The organism is Streptomyces sp. WM6386, from assembly GCF_000972385.1.
Lineage (GTDB): Bacteria > Actinomycetota > Actinomycetes > Streptomycetales > Streptomycetaceae > Streptomyces.
On the sequence record NZ_JXTE01000011.1, the window covers coordinates 100,934 to 118,682 of the forward strand.

Sequence of the window (17,749 nt, forward strand, 5' to 3'; positions counted from 1 at the left end):
GCGGCTACGCGCCCGTCTTCTCCCAACCCCGCCGCTCCGGCCGCGGCCCCAACTGCTCGGGGTCGCGGCTGCGGTACACGACATACGGGCGGAACAGGTACTGCACCGGCGCGCTGAACATGTGCACCAGCCGGCTGTACGGCACGAACGCGATCAGCGCCATCCCGATGACCGCGTGGATCCGGTACAGCACCGGCACACCCTCCATCCGGTCGATGTCGGGCTGGAGGGTGAACAGACTGCGCGCCCAGGGGCCGATGGACTCGCGGTAGTTGTAGCCGTCGCCGGTGGCGTGGGTGAGCTTGGCGATCATGCCCATCGCGATCGCGCCGAGCAGCACCAGGTACATGAGCTTGTCGTTGGCGGTCGTCGCCCGGAAGACGGGTGCCTTCGTGCGTCGACGGTATACGAGCAACAGGATCCCGCCGACCGCGAGCAGCCCGGCCGCCGTGCCGCCGTAGAGCGAGAGCAGGTGGTACGTGTGCTCGCCGGCCCCGAGCTTGTCCGTCCACGACATCGGGACGAACAGGCCCACGAGGTGCCCGGCCAGCACGAAGAGAATGCCGTAATGGAACGCCGGCGAGGCGATGTTCAGCAGCTTCGACTCGTAGACCTGCGAGGAGCGGGTCGTCCAGCCGAACTTGTCGTAGCGGTGGCGCCAGATCAGACCGGCGACGAGCAGGGCGAAGGCGACGTACGGCAGGACGCCCCAGAGGAGTGTGGTCATGAGCGCACCCCGGTGTATGCGTTCGGCAGTGTGGCGCATACGGCATCCAGGACGGACGCGTACGGTGTCCCGAAGCCGGTGAGCCGGGAGCGCAGCTGTTCCAGGCCGTCCCGGTGTTCGGTGAGCAGGTCGGTGCTGCCGGTGCGGGCCGCGAACTCGAGGACCGCGGGCAGGAAGTCGGGCAGCTCCTCGCCGGTGAACTCCAGTCCGGCGGCGCGGTAGACCTCCTTGAAGCGGACCAGCGACATACCGCGTCGGCGGGTGTCCCCGTCCTGCCACCAGCTCAGATAGAGGCTGTGCCGGTTCTTGAAGTCGAAGACCTGGACGTAGTGCGCGGCCAGCTCCTGCGGCGGGGTGAGCGCCGCGTGGTCGACGAACTCCCGCAGTTGCGGGGCCGCTTCACGGAGCAGGGGCAGCCGGGCACGGAAGTCGTCGTCGGGGTACGTCAGACAGAGCGCGGCTGCCTGGTACAGCACGGCGTACGAGGGCATCAGACCTCCTCGGCGTCTGCCGGGTCGTCGGACGTCTGGCGTCTGCGCAGCCCGTGGAAGTTCTCCACGGACACCACCGGCAGCAGCTTGCGGCCGGAGTCCTGGCCGAACGGCCCGTCGCCGCCCATGCCCGGGCCGCCGTCGTATTCGAGGCTGCAGTCGTCCGGGATCGCCGACTCCTCCAGCCGGCGCGCGTCACCGACGGCCGCGGTCGGGATGACGTAGCGGTCCTCGTACTTGGCGATCGCCAGCAGCCGGTACATCTCCTCGATCTCCTCGGGCGTCATGCCGACGGCCTGCGTGACCGACGGGTCCGGGTCCTCGCCGAGGTTGATCGCGCGCATGTGGGCGCGCATCGCCGCGAGCTTCTCCAGGGACGACCGCACCGGGGCGGTGTCGCCCGCGGTGAAGACCTCCGCGAGGTACTCCAGCGGGATGCGGAGCGTGTCGATGGCGCCGAAGAGGTTCTGGGCGTCCTCGCCGTCGTGACCGGTCTCGGTCAGCGCGTCCACCACCGGCGACAGCGGCGGGATGTACCAGACCATCGGCATGGTGCGGTACTCCGGATGCAGGGGCAGCGCCACCTTGTATGTGCTGATCAGCGCCCGCACGGGGGAGCGGCGGGCCGCCTCCATCCAGTCGTACGGGATCCCGGCCTCCGCCGCCGCCCGTTGCACGGCACGGTCGTCGGGGTCGAGGAAGACGTCCAACTGGGCCTCGTACAGGCCCTTCTCATCGGGTGTGGAGGCGGCGGCGGTCACCTTGTCGGCGTCGTAGAGGATCACGCCGAGGTAGCGGAGGCGGCCCACGCACGTCTCCGAGCAGACCGTCGGCAGGCCGACCTCGACGCGCGGATAGCACATCGTGCACTTCTCGGCCTTGCCGGTGCGGTGGTTGAAGTAGACCTTCTTGTACGGGCATCCGGTCACGCACATCCGCCAGCCCCGGCACTGGTCCTGGTCGACCAGGACGATGCCGTCCTCCGCCCGCTTGTACATCGCGCCCGAGGGACACGAGGCGACGCAGGACGGGTTGAGGCAGTGCTCGCAGATGCGCGGCAGATAGAACATGAAGGTCTGCTCGAACTCGAACTTCACCTTGTCCGCGGCCTGTTGGCGGGTGCGTTCGACCATGGGATCGAGGTCGCCGTAGGCGGGGGCGCCGGCGAGGTTGTCGTCCCAGTTCGAGGACCACTCGATCTTCATCGGTTTGCCGTCGATCTGCGACACCGGCCGGGCCACCGGGTAGTCGTCGCCGAGCGGGGCGTCGGTGAGGTTCTTGTAGTCGTACGTCCAGGGCTCGTAGTAGTCCTTGATCTCCGGCAGCTTCGGGTTGGAAAAGATCCCGAGGAGCTTGTGGAAGCGGCCGCCCGCCTTGAGCTTGAGGGCGCCGCGCTTGTTCAGCTCCCAACCGCCGCGCCACTTCTCCTGATCCTCGTAGCGGCGCGGATAACCCTGGCCGGGCCGGGTCTCGACGTTGTTGAACCAGACGTACTCCATGCCCTGCCGGTTGGTCCACGCCTGCTTGCAGGTGACGGAACAGGTGTGGCAGCCGATGCACTTGTCGAGGTTCATGACCATCGCGATCTGGGCCATCACTCGCATGTCAGTACTCCACCTCCTGCGACCGACGGCGAATGACCGTCACCTCGTCGCGCTGGTTGCCTGTCGGGCCCAGGTAGTTGAACGCCCAGCTCAACTGGGCGTAGCCGCCCACGAGATGGGACGGTTTGAGGATCAGACGGGTGAGCGAGTTGTGGATGCCGCCGCGCTTTCCGGTGCTCTCCGTCTTGGGGACGTTCACGGTGCGTTCCTGCGCGTGGTGCATGTAGACCGTGCCGGCCGGCATCCGGTGCGAGACGATCGCGCGGGCGACGACGACGCCGTTGCGGTTGACCGCCTCGATCCAGTCGTCGTCCCGCACGCCGATGGCGTCCGCGTCCTGCGGGGACATCCAGATGGACTGGCCGCCGCGGGAGAGGGCGAGCATGAACAGGTTGTCCTGGTACTCGGAGTGGATGGACCACTTGTTGTGCGGGGTGAGGTAACGGACCGTCACCTCCCGTTGGCCGTCCGGGCCGAGCTCGGGTTCGTTGAACAGCTTGTTCATGTCGAGCGGCGGACGGTAGATCGGCAGTGCCTCGCCGAGCTCGTGGATCCAGTCGTGGTCGAGGAAGAAGTGCTGGCGCCCGGTGAGGGTGTGCCACGGCTTGAGATGCTCGGTGTTCAGCGTGAAAGCCGTATACCGTCGACCGCCGGCCTCGCTGCCGGACCACTCCGGCGAGGTGATCACCGGGACGGGCGCCGCCTGGGTGTCGGCGTACGTGATCCGCTTGCCCTCGTGCTCGGCGGCCAGGTGTGCCATCTCCTGGCCGGTGCGCTCCTGAAGGGTGTGGAAGCCCTGAGTGGCGAGACGGCCGTTGGTGGTGCCGGACAGGGACAGGATCGTGTTGGCGGCCTTCACGGCCGTGTCCAGGGACGGGCGGCCCGCCGCGGGGCCCTCGCGGACCACCCCGTTGAGCTCCCGGAGGTGGTCGACCTCCTCGTCCGGTCTGAGGGCGATGCCTTTGCAGGGCAGGCCCAGTTCCTCGACCAGCGGGCCCAGCGCCCGGAACTTCGCGCCGATCGCCGTGTAGTCGCGCTCGACGACCGTGAGGTTCGGCAGCGTCTTCCCGGGCACCGGATCGCACTCGCCGCGCTTCCAGTCCAGGACGACGCCGCCGGGCTGGGCCGTCTCGCCCGGGGTGTCGTGCTGCATCGGGGTCGCCACCAGGTCCTTGCGGACGCCCAGGTGCACAACCGCCATCTCGCTCAGCCGGTCGGCCAGCGCCTTGAAGGTGTCGAAGTCGGTGCGGGCCTGCCAGGGCGGGTCCACGGCCGGGGTGAAGGAGTGCACGTAGGGGTGCATGTCCGTGCTGGACAGGTCGTGCTTCTCGTACCAGGTCGCGGCCGGCAGGACGACGTCCGAGAGCAGCGTGGAGGAGGTCTGCCGGAAGTCCAGCGACAGCAGCAGGTCGAGCTTGCCCTCGGGGGCCTCGTCGCGCCAGGTCACGTCCCGGGGTCGCTCGTCGGGCTCGGCCTCCTGGGCGTTCAACGACGAGTGCGTGCCCAGCAGATGCCTGGTGAAGTACTCGGCGCCCTTCGCCGACGAGCCGAGCAGGTTGGCCCGCCACAGCGTCAGCACGCGTGGCCAGTTCTCGGGGGCGTCCGGGTCCTCGCACGCGAAGCTCAGTGTTCCCGCCCGGAGTTCGGCCACCGCCTTCGCCACCGGATCGCCGAAGGCCTCGCCCAGCTCCAGCGGGTTGCGGTCGAAGGTCGGATACGACGGCATCCATCCCGAACGCGCCGACAGGGCCAGGCAGTCGGCGCCCGTCATGCCCTTGAAGCGGCCCTCACCGAGCGGCGAGGCGAGCACGTCGGCGCTGAAGTGGTCGTAGCGCCACTGGTCGGTGTTGAGGAACCAGTAGGCCGTGCCGATCATCTGCCGCGGCGGCCGTGACCAGTCGGAGGCGGCGGCCAGCGTCGCCCAGCCGGTGACCGGGCGGCACTTCTCCTGGCCTACGTAGTGCGCCCAGCCGCCGCCGTTGCGGCCCTGGCAGCCGGTCAGCTGGAGCAGGGCGAGGAAGGAACGGTAGATGGTCTCGGAGTGGAACCAGTGGTTGGTGCCGGCGCCCATCAGGATCATGCAGCGGCCCTTGGAGCGCTCGGCGGTCCGCGCGAACTCGCGGGCGATCTTGACGCACTTGGCGGCCGGGACGGAGGTGTGCACCTCCTGCCAGGCGGGGGTGCCGGGTGCCTCGGTGTCCTCGTAGGAGGCGGGCCAGCTGCCGGGGAGATCGGGGCGCCGCACACCGTATTGCGCCAGCAGTAGATCGTGGACAGTCGTCACCAGGGGGCCGTCAGGGCCGCCCAGCCGGGTCGCCGGGACACCGCGCCGTACGACGTCGCCGCGGCCCTGGCCGTGCTCGCCGCCCTCGGTGTCGAAGCGGGGGAGCAGCACCTCGACGCCCCTGGAGATCTTCTGCCCGTACAGGGTCAACGTCGGTTCGATCGGGCCGAGTTCGAGGTTCCAGCGGCCCTTGCCGGACTCGGTCCAGCGGAAGCCGAGGGAGCCGTTGGGGACGACCGCGCGACCGCTCGCCGCGTCCAGCACGACCGTTTTCCACTCCGCGCCCTCGCCCTCCTGGCCGAGGTCGGTGGCGCGCAGGAACTTGGACGGGACATAGCCGCCGTCCTTCTCGCTGAGGGTCACCAGGAAGGGAAGGTCGGTGAACTTCCGTACGTAGTCCGCGAAGAACGGTGTCTCGCGGTCGACGAAGAACTCCTTGAGGATCACGTGCCCCATGGCGAGGGCCAGCGCGCCGTCCGTGCCGGGGTGCGGGTGCAGCCACTCGTCGGCGAACTTGGCGTTGTCGGCGTAGTCGGGCGCGACCACGACGACCTTCTGGCCCCGGTAACGGGCCTCCGCCATCCAGTGCGCGTCAGGGGTGCGGGTCACCGGGACGTTCGAGCCCCACATCATCAGATACGCGGCGTCCCACCAGTCGCCCGACTCCGGGACGTCGGTCTGGTCGCCGAAGACCTGCGGGGAGGCCACGGGCAGGTCGGCGTACCAGTCGTAGAACGACAGCATCGGGGCGCCGATCAGGGAGTGGAACCGGGCGCCCGCCGCGTGCGACACCATCGACATCGCCGGGATGGGGGAGAAGCCGGCGATGCGGTCGGGGCCGTAGGTCCTGATCGTGTGGACCTGTGCGGCCGCGACGATCTCCACCGCCTCGTCCCAGGTGGCGCGCACCAGGCCGCCCTTGCCGCGGGCCTGCTGGTAGCGGCGGCGGCGCTCGGGGTCGTTCTGGATGTCCGCCCAGGCCAGCACCGGGTCGCCGAGCCGGCCGAGGGCCTCGCGGTACAGCTCCAGGAGCACACCGCGGATGTACGGGTAGCGGACCCGGGTGGGGGAGTAGGTGTACCAGGAGAAGGCGGCGCCCCGGGGGCAGCCGCGCGGCTCGTACTCGGGGCGGTCGGGGCCGACGCTCGGGTAGTCGGTCTGCTGGGTCTCCCACGTGATGATGCCGTCCTTGACGTACACCTTCCAGCGGCACGAACCCGTGCAGTTGACGCCGTGCGTGGAGTTCACGACCTTGTCGTGGCTCCACCGGTCCCGGTAGAAGGCGTCCGCCTCGCGTCCACCCGTCAGCCCGATGCTGTGCAGGTCGGACGCGGGCGTGCCGGGCCGGAAGAACCTCCCGGCCCGCAGCAGCGCCGCACCCGGCTCCGAGGGCGGTGTCCGGTTGTCGGTCACATGCGCTCCCTTGCTTGCCCGTGCTTCTCGAAGCTAGGGCTGGGCAGGGGAGCGCACCCGTCGGCGGCGCCCGTTCGGGTCAGGTCACGCCTTGCGGGCGACCCCCGCGTAGACCGGCACGATGCCCTCCGCCTGGGCGGCCACGTCCTCGGGGCCCGGCCGCCAGCCGGAGACCGGGATCACGCCGGGGCCGAGCAGCTCCAGACCGTCGAAGAAGCGCGCGAACTCGGCCAGGGAACGCGGGTGGAACGGTGTACCGCCGGCCCGGAAGTGCTCCGTGACCTTGGCGATCGCCTCCGGGCTGAGGTCGGGGGTGACCTGGGACAGGATCACGAGGCTGCCGGGCGCGAGCTCGGCGACGTACCGCGCGAGCAGGCCGTACGCGTCGTCGCCGTCGGGCTCGCCGTCCAGGTAGTGGGTGAGCGCCACCAGGGACAGCGCGACGGGCCGCGCGAAGTCCAGGGTCTCCGCGGCCAGCCGCAGGATCGTGTCGGGGTCCCGGACGTCGGCGTGCACATAGTTCGTGGCGCCCTCGGGGGCGCTGTGCAGCAGCGCCTGGGCGTGCCTGAGGACGATCGGGTCGTTGTCGGCGTACACCACCCTCGACTCCGGGGCGACCTCCTGGGCCACCTGGTGGAGGTTCGGCTCGGTGGGGATGCCGGTGCCGATGTCCAGGAACTGGCGGATCCCGCTCTCGGCGGCCGTCCGCACCGCCCGGTGCATGAACCGGCGGTTGGCGCGCGCCCCGCGCACCGCGGTGCCGTCCGTGGCGAGGATCCTGCGGGCCAGCGCCTCGTCCACCGGGTAGTTGTCCTTGCCGCCCAGCCACCAGTCGTACACCCGCGCCGGATGCGGCCGGCTGGTGTCGACGGTGCTGGGCGCGGCTTCGGATCCGGATCCGGTCATGCGGTGTCTTCTCCTCGGTACGCGGTGCCTGACGGGGGTCTGCTCGGGAGTCGTCGGGGGGTGGCCGGAAGGTTGCCGTGCGCGGCCCGGGAGGCGCGTGGCTCAATAGGTCGCGCGGCGTTCCCGCAGGAGCTTCTTGGTGCGCTCGGCCGACGCGGCGCGCGCCGTCATGTGGTCCAGGACCTCCAGATGCGCGGAGACCTCCGCGCGGGAGTCCAGGTACAGGGCGCCGGTCAGATACTCGGTGAACGCCATGTCGGGCAGTTCCGGCTCGGCGAAACGGAACAGCGAGAAGGGCGCGTACGTCCCCGGGTGCGGGCCCGCGGCGAACTCCGCGATCTGCAGGGTGACCCGGTCGCGCTCGGCCAACTCCAGGAGTCTGTCGAGCTGTTCCCGCATGATCTCGCCGCCCTGTCCGACCGGCCGGCACAGCACCGTCTCGTCCATGATCACCCACAGGTGGGGCGGATCGGGCTTCTCCAGAAGCTGCTGCCGGGTCATCCGCAGGGACACGTGCCGCTCGATGGTGTCGGAGCCCTGCTGCGCTATCGTGCCCGCCTCCATGACGGCGCGGGCGTACGCCTCGGTCTGCAACAGGCCGGGCACGAAGTGCGGTTCGTAGGAGCGGATGATGCGGGCGGCACCCTCCAGGCTCACGTACAGGCTGAACCAGTCCGGCAGCACATCGTGGAACCGCTGCCACCAGCCCGGCTGGTTCGCCTCCTCGGCCAGCGCGACGAAGGCGTCCGTCTCCTCCTCCGCGACACCGTACGTGGACAGCAGCAGCTGCACATAGGGGATCTTCAGCGCGACCTCGGCCATCTCCATGCGCCGTACGGTCGCGGGGGCCACGCGGAGAACCTTCGCGGCCTCCTCGCGCTTGAGCCCGGCCGCCTCCCGCAACTCCTGGAGCCGTCTGCCGAGCACCACCTGACCCACGGTGGGCGCAGGCCGCCGCTCACTCACGCCACGCCTCCCCTACGCGCCGAAGTATGCAGGGCAGTGTGCCATGTTCCGCTGTCGGTCTCACGGGGTCGGGGGTGAGGCGCTCGCCACGTGTGGCATTACTCCGGGGGTAATCGACGGTGCCGGCCGGCGGCGGGATCGTGGTGACAACGGGTTCCGGGCCGGCGCACTCCGGTCCGGAACCCGGGTCCCGCCTTCTCCCAGAGCCTCAAATCGACCCCGTCGGAGGGTGATTCGCCATGTCCGCCACCCAGCTGTCCGCTCTTGCCCGCACCGGTGACCCGCACGTCGCCCTGCGCCGCTTCCTCGCCCTCGACGCGGTCGTGACCGGCGCGAACGCACTCGCCTACCTGGCCCTCTCCGGGCCGTTGGGCCGCCTGACGGGGGTCGGCTCCACGCTGCTGCTCGAACTCGGGGCGTTCCTGGTGGTGTACGCCGCGGCCGTCGGCCTGCTGGCCTCCCGGGCACGGCCCGCCACGCTGCCGGTCCGGGCCGTCGTCGAGATCAACCTTGCCTGGGCCGCGGTGAGTTGCCTCGCCCTGGTCCTGTGGCTCACCCCTTCGACGGCGGGCGCCGTGTGGACCGTCGTGCAGGCCTCGACCGTGGCCGGGTTCGCCGTCCTCCAGCACGTGGCCCTGAAGGCCCGTCAGGACATCAGTGACTGAAGGTACTTGACCGTCGCCGGGTCGGCCGGGAGGAACGTCTCGATGGCCAGCTCGGCGACGGTCACGTCCATGGGGGTGTTGAAGGTGGAGATGGAGGAGATGAACGACAGCACCCGGCCCTCGTGCTCGATCAGCATCGGGAGCGCGAAGTACGGTGCCTCTTCCAGCGGTTCACCGCAACCGGTGTCCGGCACGGGATACGCCGCCACCTCCTCGTACAGCTCCCGCAGCGGCTGCGAGCGGTGCAGCGCGATCTGCCGCTCCATCTGCGCGAGCAGATGCCCGCGCCACTCACCGAGGTTGCGGATCCGAGGGGCCATGCCCTCGGGATGCAGCGTCAGCCGCATCGCGTTCAGCGGGGGTTCGAGCAGGGACTCCGGGATGCCGTCGAGCAGCATGAGAATGCCGCGATTGGCCGCGAGCACGTTGTACATCGCGTCCAACACCAGTGCCGGATAAGGCTCGTAGCCCTGGATCAGACGCTCCATGCCCGCACGCACGGAGTCCAGCGCCGGGTCGTCCAGCGGAGTCTGCGAGTAGCGCGGGGCGTAACCCGCCGCCAGCAGCAGCGCGTTGCGCTCCCGCACGGGGACGTCCAGATGCTCGGCCAGCCGCAGCACCATCTCCTCGCTCGGCCGGGAACGGCCCGTCTCGATGAAGCTGATGTGCCGGGCGGAGGAGTCGGCCCGCAGCGCCAGCTCCAGCTGACTGACCCGGCGCTGCTCCCGCCAGGCCCGCAGCAGGGGGCCGACGCCCTTTCCGGCGGCTGTGGTGGTCATACGAGGACCGTAGACGACGAAGGGGTACGTCGGGGAAGGGGACCCTTGTGACCAGGGCTTCGGTGGGCTCCGTGTGGCACGCTGAAGGAGAACCCGCAGTCCAGGAAGGAGCAGCGTCATGCCCCTCGAACCGCTGTCGCAGAAGGACATCGAGGACCGGCTCGCGGAACTGCCGGGCTGGTCGCTCGACGGGGACCGCCTCGCCCGTTCCTACCGTCTGTCCTCGCACTTCGCGGCCACGGCGATGGTCGTCCACATCGCCCAGGTCCAGGAGGAGCTCGACCACCACTCGGACCTCACGCTCGGCTACAACACGGTGTCCCTGACCGTGAACACGCACAGCGTGGGCGGCGCGGTGACCGAGAAGGACTTCGAACTCGCGCAGAAGGTGGAGGCGCTCGCCCCCGGCCACGGAGCCCGGTGAGGTGCTGGACTACGACAAGGAGGCCGACGCCTACGACATCACCCGCGGCGGCGAGCCCCGCGCCGCCGCGGCCGCCGACGCCGTGCTGGGCCTGGTCCCCGAGGGCGCCCGCCGTCTGCTCGACGTGGCCTGCGGCACCGGGATCGTCACCCGGCGGCTCGCGGGGGCACGGCCCGCGCTGCGGGTGGCGGGCGCCGACCTGACGTACGGCATGGCGCGGATGGCCGCGGCCCGCCTGCCGGGGGCGATCGTCCTCGCGGACAGCCGCCGACTGCCCTTCCCCGACGGGGTGTTCGACGCGGTGACCAGTGTGTGGCTGCTGCATCTCGTCGACGACGCCGAGGACGTGCGGAGCATCGTCGCCGAGTGCGCCCGGGTGCTGCGGCCCGGCGGTGTGTACGTCACCACCGTCGACAAGGCCGCCGCGCACGACGTCGGCAGCGACATCGACGCCGTCCTGGCCCCGCGCCCCCGTCGGCCCGCCCCGGACGCCGAGCCCCGCGTCGAGGCGCACGCCGCCGCGCAGGGCCTGGTCGACGCCGGGCGGGCCCGGTTTTTGGGCCGGGGGCAGGGCCGCAGCCCCCGCCGTACGGCCGCCGACCTGCGGCGCGGCTGGTTCACCCTGCTGCCGCCGGGCGACCCGCGCACCGATGCGCTCGCCGCCCGCCTCGAGGCACTGCCGGACCAGGACCGGCCGCGCGCCGACCCGGTGTTCGCGCTGCGGGCCTTCAGGAAGCCCGGGTGAACTCCATGATCCAGTTGGTCAGCCAGGTGTCCCCGCCGTCGAGCGAGAAGGCCTGCTCCCAGCGGGCCCCGGTGTCGCGGACGTCGGACCAGACGAAGCGGACCCGCACGTCCTTGTCGTCGTGTCGGTCGTTGCCGTGGAACTCGCCGCGGTCGCCGTCGAACCGGCCGAAGACCGGCGGGAAGAGGGTGCCGCTGCGACTGGAGGCCCAGTTCAGCGACCACTGCCCCCTCTCCCGGTCGAACAGCCGCAGGGTCGCGCCCTTCGCGGCGAGATGCGGCATGTCGATCTCGTCGACGTTGGCGGCGCCGTCGAACAGGGGCCGGCAGCGGCTGGTCGCCCAGAACTCCTCCCAGGCGCTGTCCGGGTCCAGGAAGTCGGTGCGGCGGCGGTTGAGGACCTGCCAGTCGCCGTGGAAGAAGTCGAAGTCGTGCGGGCTGCTCATGCGCGGTCCCCCGTGGTTCCTTCGGGCAGGGAGTCGGCCAAGTAGGCGGCCAGGTCCGGGACTTCGGGGGACAGCAGATGCCGTACCCAGGCGTCCCGTTCGTGCAGGATCGGCGGGAGTTCCCAGACACAGCCGATCCACGGCAGCTCGGGCCTGATGAAGTGGGTGGGGTCGTGGTCGGGGCAGCCGAGCACGGGCTGGCCCGCCGAGGCGCCCCGGAAGTGCAGGACGTTGTCCCACACCCAGCTGTAGGCGTTGAGGTAGGCGCCGTCGTCGCCGCCTCGGTGCAGGACGACGAAGGTCGCGGGCGGGGTGCCGTCCGGCTCCGGCAGCAGCTCCGGGAGGATCGCGTACGCCGCCTTCTCCACGTCGGGCGCGATGCCCGCCGGGTCGGCGGTGACGTGGTAGCGCTTGATGTGCCGGCCCGCCACCTCGATGGGTGGGGGGATGGTGAGGAGTTTCTCGGTGAAGCTCATGGCGGGAAGCTAGGACCGCTTCACTGACACCCTCTGTCAGTGAAGTCTGGGATTCTGTGGTGGTGAAGTCCAGTCGGCTCGTCTCGATCCTGCTCCTGCTCCAGACACGGGGCCGGATGACCGCCGCCCAGCTCGCCGAGGAACTGGAGGTGTCGGTGCGGACCGTCTACCGGGACGTGGAGGCGCTGAGCGCGGCCGGGGTCCCGCTGTACGCCGACGCGGGGCATGCGGGCGGCTACCGGCTGCTCGACGGCTACCGCACCCGTCTGACCGGGCTCACCGCCGACGAGGCCGAGGCGCTGTTCCTCGCGGGCGTGCCCGGTCCGGCCGCCGAGCTGGGGCTGGGGTCGGTGCTGGCGGCGGCGCAGCTCAAGGTGCGGGCGGCGCTGCCGGTGGAGCTGCGGGCGCACGCCGACCGGATCAGCGGCCGCTTCCATCTGGACGCGCCCGGCTGGTACGCGGAGGCGGAGGAGACGCCGTATCTGCCGGCGGTGGCCGACGCGGTGTGGAACAACCGTGTACTGGATATCGTATACCGTCGTTGGCGTGCGCCGACCGATGTGGAGCGCCGGCTGGAGCCGTACGGGCTGGTGCTGAAGGCGGGGCGCTGGTACGTCGTGGCCGGCCCGGGGCCGCGTACCTTCCGGGTCGACCAGATTCTCCAACTCGCTGTGACAGAGGGAGAGTTCATGCGCCCGGACGACTTCGACCTGGCCGCGTACTGGGCGGCCTACCAGCGGGACTTCCACGAGCGGCTGTACCGGGGCGAGGCGCTGGTGCGGCTTGCGCCGGGCGTGACGCTCGCCAGGGCGTTCGACGTCCGTGCCGACGCGGGCGGGGGAACTCTGGCCACGGTCCCCGTCGAGTCCGTCGACCACGCCCTCGGCGAGTTCCTGCGCATGGGCACGGACATCGAGGTCCTGGAGCCGCCCGAGCTGCGCGAGCGGCTCGCCCGAACGGCGGCGGAACTGGCCGAAATGTACGGCAACCCCGGCGCACGCGGCGGCCACTGAGGAACGGAATCCGCACGTCCTCACGGACCCCCGTCCGTCCTCCCAGGAGGTACGTCTCGTGCAGCACCCGCACCCGCATCCGCATCCGCTCCCGCGCCGCAGACGAAGGGTCGTCCTCTCCGCGCTGACCGCCGCCACGGCGCTCGTCGCCGCCGGCCTCACCCAGCTCGCCACCGGCACGGCCGAGGCCGCGACGGCCCGGCAGGTGGAGGCACTCGACCGCGGTGTCGTCAGCGTCCACACCGACGCCGGCAACCTGGTCAGCTGGCGCTGGCTCGGCACCGACCCGAACAACGTGTCGTTCAACGTCTACCGGGCCGGTGCGTTGGTCAACTCGACGCCCGTCACCGGCTCCACCAACTACTTCCACTCCGGCGCCCCGTCCCAGGCCGACTACACGATCCGCGCGATCGTCGGCGGTGTGGAGCAGGCCGACTCGGTGCACGCGATCCAGTTCCGCACCGGCTACAAGGACGTGCCGATCACCCCGCCCGCGGGCGGCACCACCCCCGACGGAGTCGCCTACACCTACGAGGCCAACGACGCCTCCGTCGCGGACCTCGACGGTGACGGGGCGCTGGACTTCGTGCTCAAGTGGCAGCCCACCAACGCCAAGGACAATTCCCAGTCCGGCTACACCGGCAACACGATCCTCGACGGCGTCAAGCTCGACGGCTCCCGGCTGTGGCGCATCGACCTGGGCCGCAACATCCGTTCCGGCGCGCACTACACACAGTTCCAGGTGTACGACTACGACGGCGACCGCAAGGCCGAGGTCGCCGTGAAGACCGCGGACGGAACCGTCGACGGGACGGGCGCGGTGATCGGCAGCTCGTCGGCCGACTACCGCAACTCCAGTGGGTACGTCCTGTCCGGACCCGAGTACCTGACCATGTTCAACGGCCAGACCGGGAAGGCGATGCAGAGCGTCGACTACGTCCCGGCCCGCGGCACGGTGAGCTCGTGGGGAGACTCCTACGGCAACCGCGTCGACCGCTTCCTCGCGGGCACGGCGTATCTGGACGGCGCCCGGCCCTCGCTGATCATGGCGCGGGGCTACTACACCCGTTCGGTGCTCGCGGCCTGGGACTGGCGAGGCGGAACCTTCACCCGCCGCTGGACCTTCGACACCAACTCCTCCACCAACTCCGGCAAGGGGTACGACGGTCAGGGCTCGCACAGCCTCTCCGTCGGGGACGTCGACAACGACGGCAAGGACGAGATCGTGTACGGCGCGATGGCCGTCGACGACAACGGCAACGGCCTGTGGACCACCAAGACCGGTCACGGCGACGCCCAGCACCTCGGTGACCTCGACCCCTCGACATCGGGTCTGGAGTACTTCAAGGTCTCCGAGTCCACCTCCCAGCCCGCCGAGCTCTACATCAACCCCGCTACCGGTGCGGTCCGTTGGAAGCTGGCGGCCTGCTGCGACAACGGCCGCGGGGTCGCCGGTGACATCTACGCCGGCAACGACGGCGCCGAGATGTGGTCCGCCTCCGACACCTCCATCCGTGACGAAGCGGGCGCCACGAAGGGCCGCGAACCCTCGTCGGTCAACTTCCTGTCCTGGTGGGACGGCGACACCACCCGCGAACTCCTCGACGGCACCCACATCGACAAGTACGGCACCTCCTCCGACACCCGCCTGCTGACCGGCGCGAGCGTCCACTCCAACAACAGCACCAAGGCCACGCCGTCCCTGTCCGGCGACATCTTCGGCGACTGGCGCGAGGAGGTCGTCTGGCCGACGTCCGACAACACGGCCCTCAGGATCTACTCCACGCCGTACGAGACCACCACGAAGATCACGACCCTGCTCCACGACACGATGTACCGCACGGGCCTGGCCTGGCAGAACACCGCCTACAACCAGCCTCCGCACCCGAGCTTCTTCATCGGAAACGGCATGGCGACGGCACCGAGGCCGACGGTGTACACGCCCTGACACACCCGGAGGAGGAGGCCCCGCCCGGAAACGGACGGGGCCTCCTCGCGCGTGGATACGGTCAACTCACCTTGCAGGTCTGGTCGCCCAGCTTGAACGCGGCCGGTTTGGTGTTCGCGCCCGACCAGTTGCCCGTGAAGCCGAAGCCCACGGACGAGCCCGCCGCCACATTGCCGTTCCAGTCGACGTTCTTCGCCGTCACCGCCGCACCCGACTGGGTGTACTCGGCGTTCCACAGCTGACCGATCGTCTGGCCGTCGGGGAAGGACCAGCCAAGTGACCATCCGCTCCAGGCACTTGAGCCGGTGTTGCTGAGCTGGACGTCCGCCTGGAAGCCGCCCGACCACTCATTCGTGATCTTGTACGTCACCTCGCAGGCACCCGTGGGCGTCGGCGTGGGATCGGTGCCACCACCGCCGCCGCCCGTGTCGGAGGAGTCGCCGTAGATGACGCCGCGGCCGTTGGTCGACACATAGACCCGGCCGTACACCCGCGGATCACCGGTGATCGCGTCGCCCGTCCAACCCCACTGGTGAGCATCGTCGTTGATGCGCGTCCAGGTCGAACCCTGGTCCGTGGAACGGAAGATGCCGCGTACGCCCCCGATCTTCGCGCTGGTGTAGAGCGTCTGGTACGACGCCCCCGTCGCCGCCTTGCCGAAGCCGACGGTGTCGGCCTGCTCGACGTTGGACAGCTTGGTGAAGGACGTACCGCCGTTGGTCGAGTGCCACAGCCCGTACGCGCCGTCCGTCGCACCGCCCGCCAGCCAGACATCACCCTTGGTGCCGGGCAGTGCCTTGAACCGGACGCTGTCGCCGCTCGGCAGCCCGGTGGCTGCCGAGGCCGTGAAGGTCGCGCCGCCGTCCGTACTGACGTAGAACTTCCCCGACTTGAAGCCGTAGAAGGTCTTGGCGTCGACCCGGTCGGACTCGACGATCGCACCGGCGGGGATCCCGCTCGACGCCGCCCACGAGGTGCCGAAGCCCGTCGTGTACTGCACACCGGTGCCCGCCGGGCTCCACACGAAGCGGCTGCCGTCCGAGGCCGCCGCGACCGTGCCGCCGCCGCTGACCCCCGAAGGGTCACTCCCGCCGAACCAGTTGGCGCCGTTGTCCGTCGAGAAGGCGATGTGCGGGCCCGCGTCGAGGTTGCCGGCCCGGACCATCGTGTTCGGGTTGGTCTCGGCGAAGTCCAGGCTCGTCGTCGTGGTGAAGTTCGGCGGGGTGTACATCATCGCCGGCACCTTGGTCAGGTCCGTGTGCCGGAAACCGCCGATGTCCCCCAGTGCGCTGAAGAGTTGGGCGCCGCCGGACGGCGGCGAGGCGAGGTCGAGGACCGCGGTCTCCTCCAGGCCCTGCGCCATCGCCTTGATGGTGAACTGGCTGCCGGAGTCCCAGTTCGTGAGGTTCTCCGTGCCGTAGACCGTCGCACCCGTCCCGTACATCATCCGGCTGGAGTTGAACGGGTCGATCTCCAACGCCTCGGTCATCCAGCCGAGTTTCGGCGCCTGCTCGGGCGGCGAGGGGTTCGCGCCCCAGGTCAGCCACGGCGACGACGAGACGTCCATCGTGAAGCGGTTCGAGCGGTTGGGGTACGAGGAGTAGTCCCAGGCGCGCGTCCAGGTGGCGCCGCTGTCGGTGGAGCGGAAGATCTGGGTGTCCGGCCACCAGGAGCTGTAGCCCGTGGCCATCAGCGTGCCCGGATCCTGCCGGTCGACGGTCAGCCCGCTGAAGCCGTAGTACGTGTCGGCCTCGGCGACCGGGCTGATGTCGGTCCACGTACCCGTCGAGGTCGCGTACCGCAGCAGCCGGCCCTTGCCGCCGTCGTACGGACCGCCCTTGTCGCTGTATGCGATGTACAGATAGCCGTTGACGGTATCCAGTACGCCCTTGTGCGCGAGGTATCCGGTCGGCTGCCCGGCCAGCCGCGACCAGCTCGCGCCCCCGTCCGTCGAGCGGTACACCGCGTTGTCCTTGTCGGCCACCCCGACGTAGATCGTCTGCGTCGCGTTGCCCGAGGTGCCCGTCCGCTCGTCGAAGGTGACCCAGACAACGCCCTGGTTGTCACTGGCGTAGCCGGAGGTGTCGCTCGGATCCTGTACGTAGTTGCCGACGTTGGGGAAGTTGGCGACCTGCGACCAGGTCGCACCGGAGTCCGTCGACCGCCACAGGCCCTTGCCGCTGGGCGCGCCCAGGTACAGCACGCTGTTCTTGTTCGGGTCGATCGCCAGCCGCTCGCCCATGCCGCGCCCCGGCATGTTCCCGCCGAGCTTGAACGGCAGGTCGGTCTTCTGCCAGCTCGCGCCCCGGTTCGAGGAGCGCAGGATCGCCCCGTTCCCCGGGTCCCAGCTGTTGGTGTACGTGCCGACCGCCGCGTACACCCGGTCCGGGTTCACGGAGTCGGAGGCCAGGCTCGCCACGCCGGTGTGCCCCCAGTCGTTCCAGCCGACCGAGTCCAGCAGTGGTGTCCAGGTCTTGCTCGACTCCACCCAGCGGTAGGCGCCGCCGATGTCTGTGCGGGCGTAGGCCAGGTTCTTCTCGCTGCGGTTGAAGACGATGCCGGGGACGAATCCGCCGCCGTCGATCCGGGCGTTCTTCCAGGTGTAGGTGTCGGCGGCGATGGCTGTTTTCGTACTGTCGGCGGCGAGTGCGGGCGGGGTGCCCGCGAGCAGGCCGGCCGCGAGCGCCAGCACGGCAGTGAGGATGCGTGTTCTTCGCACGGGGGTCCTTTCCGGGGACGTGGGGGAGGAGGGGAAGGTGCGAATAGCAAGCGCTTGCTATGGGGTTCGAGAGGTGCCGGGCGACCCCCAGTGCGGGAGGGGGCCGCCCGGCGAGTCGGCCTCACCGTCAGGTGGCGAGACCTC

Annotated in this window: 15 protein-coding genes; 5 read left to right on the forward strand and 10 right to left on the reverse strand. The window is 70.2% G+C overall.

Translation table 11 applies throughout. The features are described 5' to 3' along the window. Positions 1-4: 4 nt before the first annotated feature. The 6 genes from narI to TN53_RS09560 all read right to left on the reverse strand — a co-directional run bounded on the left by narI (position 5) and on the right by TN53_RS09560 (position 8,391). Positions 5-727 (reverse strand): respiratory nitrate reductase subunit gamma, encoded by a 723-nt coding sequence (gene narI / locus TN53_RS09535; protein ID WP_046258003.1) that lies wholly within the window; start codon positions 725-727, stop codon positions 5-7. Further along, positions 724-1,218, reverse strand: a complete 495-nt coding sequence (gene narJ, locus TN53_RS09540) for a nitrate reductase molybdenum cofactor assembly chaperone (protein ID WP_046258004.1) — start codon at positions 1,216-1,218, stop codon at positions 724-726. Before narJ ends, narI begins: the two co-directional genes overlap by 4 nt. Then, entirely contained in the window at positions 1,218-2,822 is a 1,605-nt protein-coding gene (narH, locus tag TN53_RS09545) for a nitrate reductase subunit beta (RefSeq protein WP_046258005.1), read from the reverse strand. The genes narJ and narH overlap by 1 nt, the downstream gene beginning before the upstream one ends. Before the next feature lies 1 nt (position 2,823). Continuing rightward, a complete protein-coding gene (locus tag TN53_RS09550; RefSeq protein ID WP_046258006.1) occupies positions 2,824-6,519 on the reverse strand; it encodes a nitrate reductase subunit alpha in 3,696 nt (1,231 codons plus the stop codon). Between the two features lie 84 nt (positions 6,520-6,603). Beyond that, positions 6,604-7,425 carry an SAM-dependent methyltransferase gene (locus tag TN53_RS09555; RefSeq protein WP_046258007.1) on the reverse strand — a complete coding sequence of 274 codons (822 nt, stop codon included), beginning with the start codon at positions 7,423-7,425 and terminating at the stop codon, positions 6,604-6,606. Positions 7,426-7,527: 102 nt separating this feature from the next. Further along, positions 7,528-8,391 carry a helix-turn-helix domain-containing protein gene (locus TN53_RS09560; protein ID WP_095046393.1) on the reverse strand — a complete coding sequence of 288 codons (864 nt, stop codon included), beginning with the start codon at positions 8,389-8,391 and terminating at the stop codon, positions 7,528-7,530. 239 nt (positions 8,392-8,630) lie between these two features. Between TN53_RS09560 and TN53_RS09565 the strand changes: the two genes are divergently transcribed. Beyond that, positions 8,631-9,056, forward strand: coding sequence for a hypothetical protein (locus tag TN53_RS09565; protein WP_046258009.1), 426 nt, complete (start codon positions 8,631-8,633; stop codon positions 9,054-9,056). Here TN53_RS09565 and TN53_RS09570 read toward each other — a convergent pair. Beyond that, complete coding sequence (locus TN53_RS09570; protein ID WP_046258010.1) at positions 9,038-9,835, reverse strand: helix-turn-helix domain-containing protein; 798 nt, start codon at positions 9,833-9,835, stop codon at positions 9,038-9,040. The genes TN53_RS09565 and TN53_RS09570 overlap by 19 nt on opposite strands. A gap of 118 nt (positions 9,836-9,953) precedes the next feature. On the opposite strand from TN53_RS09570, the gene TN53_RS09575 reads away from it, so the two are divergent. Next, on the forward strand, positions 9,954-10,259 hold the full coding sequence (locus TN53_RS09575; RefSeq protein ID WP_046258011.1) for a 4a-hydroxytetrahydrobiopterin dehydratase: 306 nt from the start codon (positions 9,954-9,956) through the stop codon (positions 10,257-10,259). A gap of 1 nt (position 10,260) precedes the next feature. After that, positions 10,261-11,004 carry a class I SAM-dependent methyltransferase gene (locus TN53_RS09580; protein WP_046258012.1) on the forward strand — a complete coding sequence of 248 codons (744 nt, stop codon included), beginning with the start codon at positions 10,261-10,263 and terminating at the stop codon, positions 11,002-11,004. On the opposite strand, the gene TN53_RS09585 is transcribed toward TN53_RS09580, so the two are convergent. Both TN53_RS09585 and TN53_RS09590 read right to left on the reverse strand, forming a co-directional pair. Next, a complete protein-coding gene (locus TN53_RS09585; RefSeq protein WP_046258013.1) occupies positions 10,988-11,449 on the reverse strand; it encodes a hypothetical protein in 462 nt (153 codons plus the stop codon). The two genes, TN53_RS09580 and TN53_RS09585, sit on opposite strands and share 17 nt — an antisense overlap. After that, entirely contained in the window at positions 11,446-11,925 is a 480-nt protein-coding gene (locus TN53_RS09590) for a hypothetical protein (protein ID WP_046258014.1), read from the reverse strand. The genes TN53_RS09585 and TN53_RS09590 overlap by 4 nt, the downstream gene beginning before the upstream one ends. Positions 11,926-11,987: 62 nt before the next feature. Between TN53_RS09590 and TN53_RS09595 the strand changes: the two genes are divergently transcribed. Both TN53_RS09595 and TN53_RS09600 read left to right on the forward strand, forming a co-directional pair. Further along, positions 11,988-12,938 (forward strand): helix-turn-helix transcriptional regulator, encoded by a 951-nt coding sequence (locus TN53_RS09595; RefSeq protein WP_046258047.1) that lies wholly within the window; start codon positions 11,988-11,990, stop codon positions 12,936-12,938. Positions 12,939-12,996: 58 nt separating this feature from the next. Continuing rightward, positions 12,997-14,886 carry a rhamnogalacturonan lyase gene (locus TN53_RS09600; RefSeq protein WP_046258015.1) on the forward strand — a complete coding sequence of 630 codons (1,890 nt, stop codon included), beginning with the start codon at positions 12,997-12,999 and terminating at the stop codon, positions 14,884-14,886. 61 nt (positions 14,887-14,947) lie between these two features. Here TN53_RS09600 and TN53_RS09605 read toward each other — a convergent pair whose 3' ends face one another. After that, positions 14,948-17,605 (reverse strand): cellulose binding domain-containing protein, encoded by a 2,658-nt coding sequence (locus TN53_RS09605; protein ID WP_046258016.1) that lies wholly within the window; start codon positions 17,603-17,605, stop codon positions 14,948-14,950. Between the last annotated feature and the right edge of the window lie 144 nt (positions 17,606-17,749).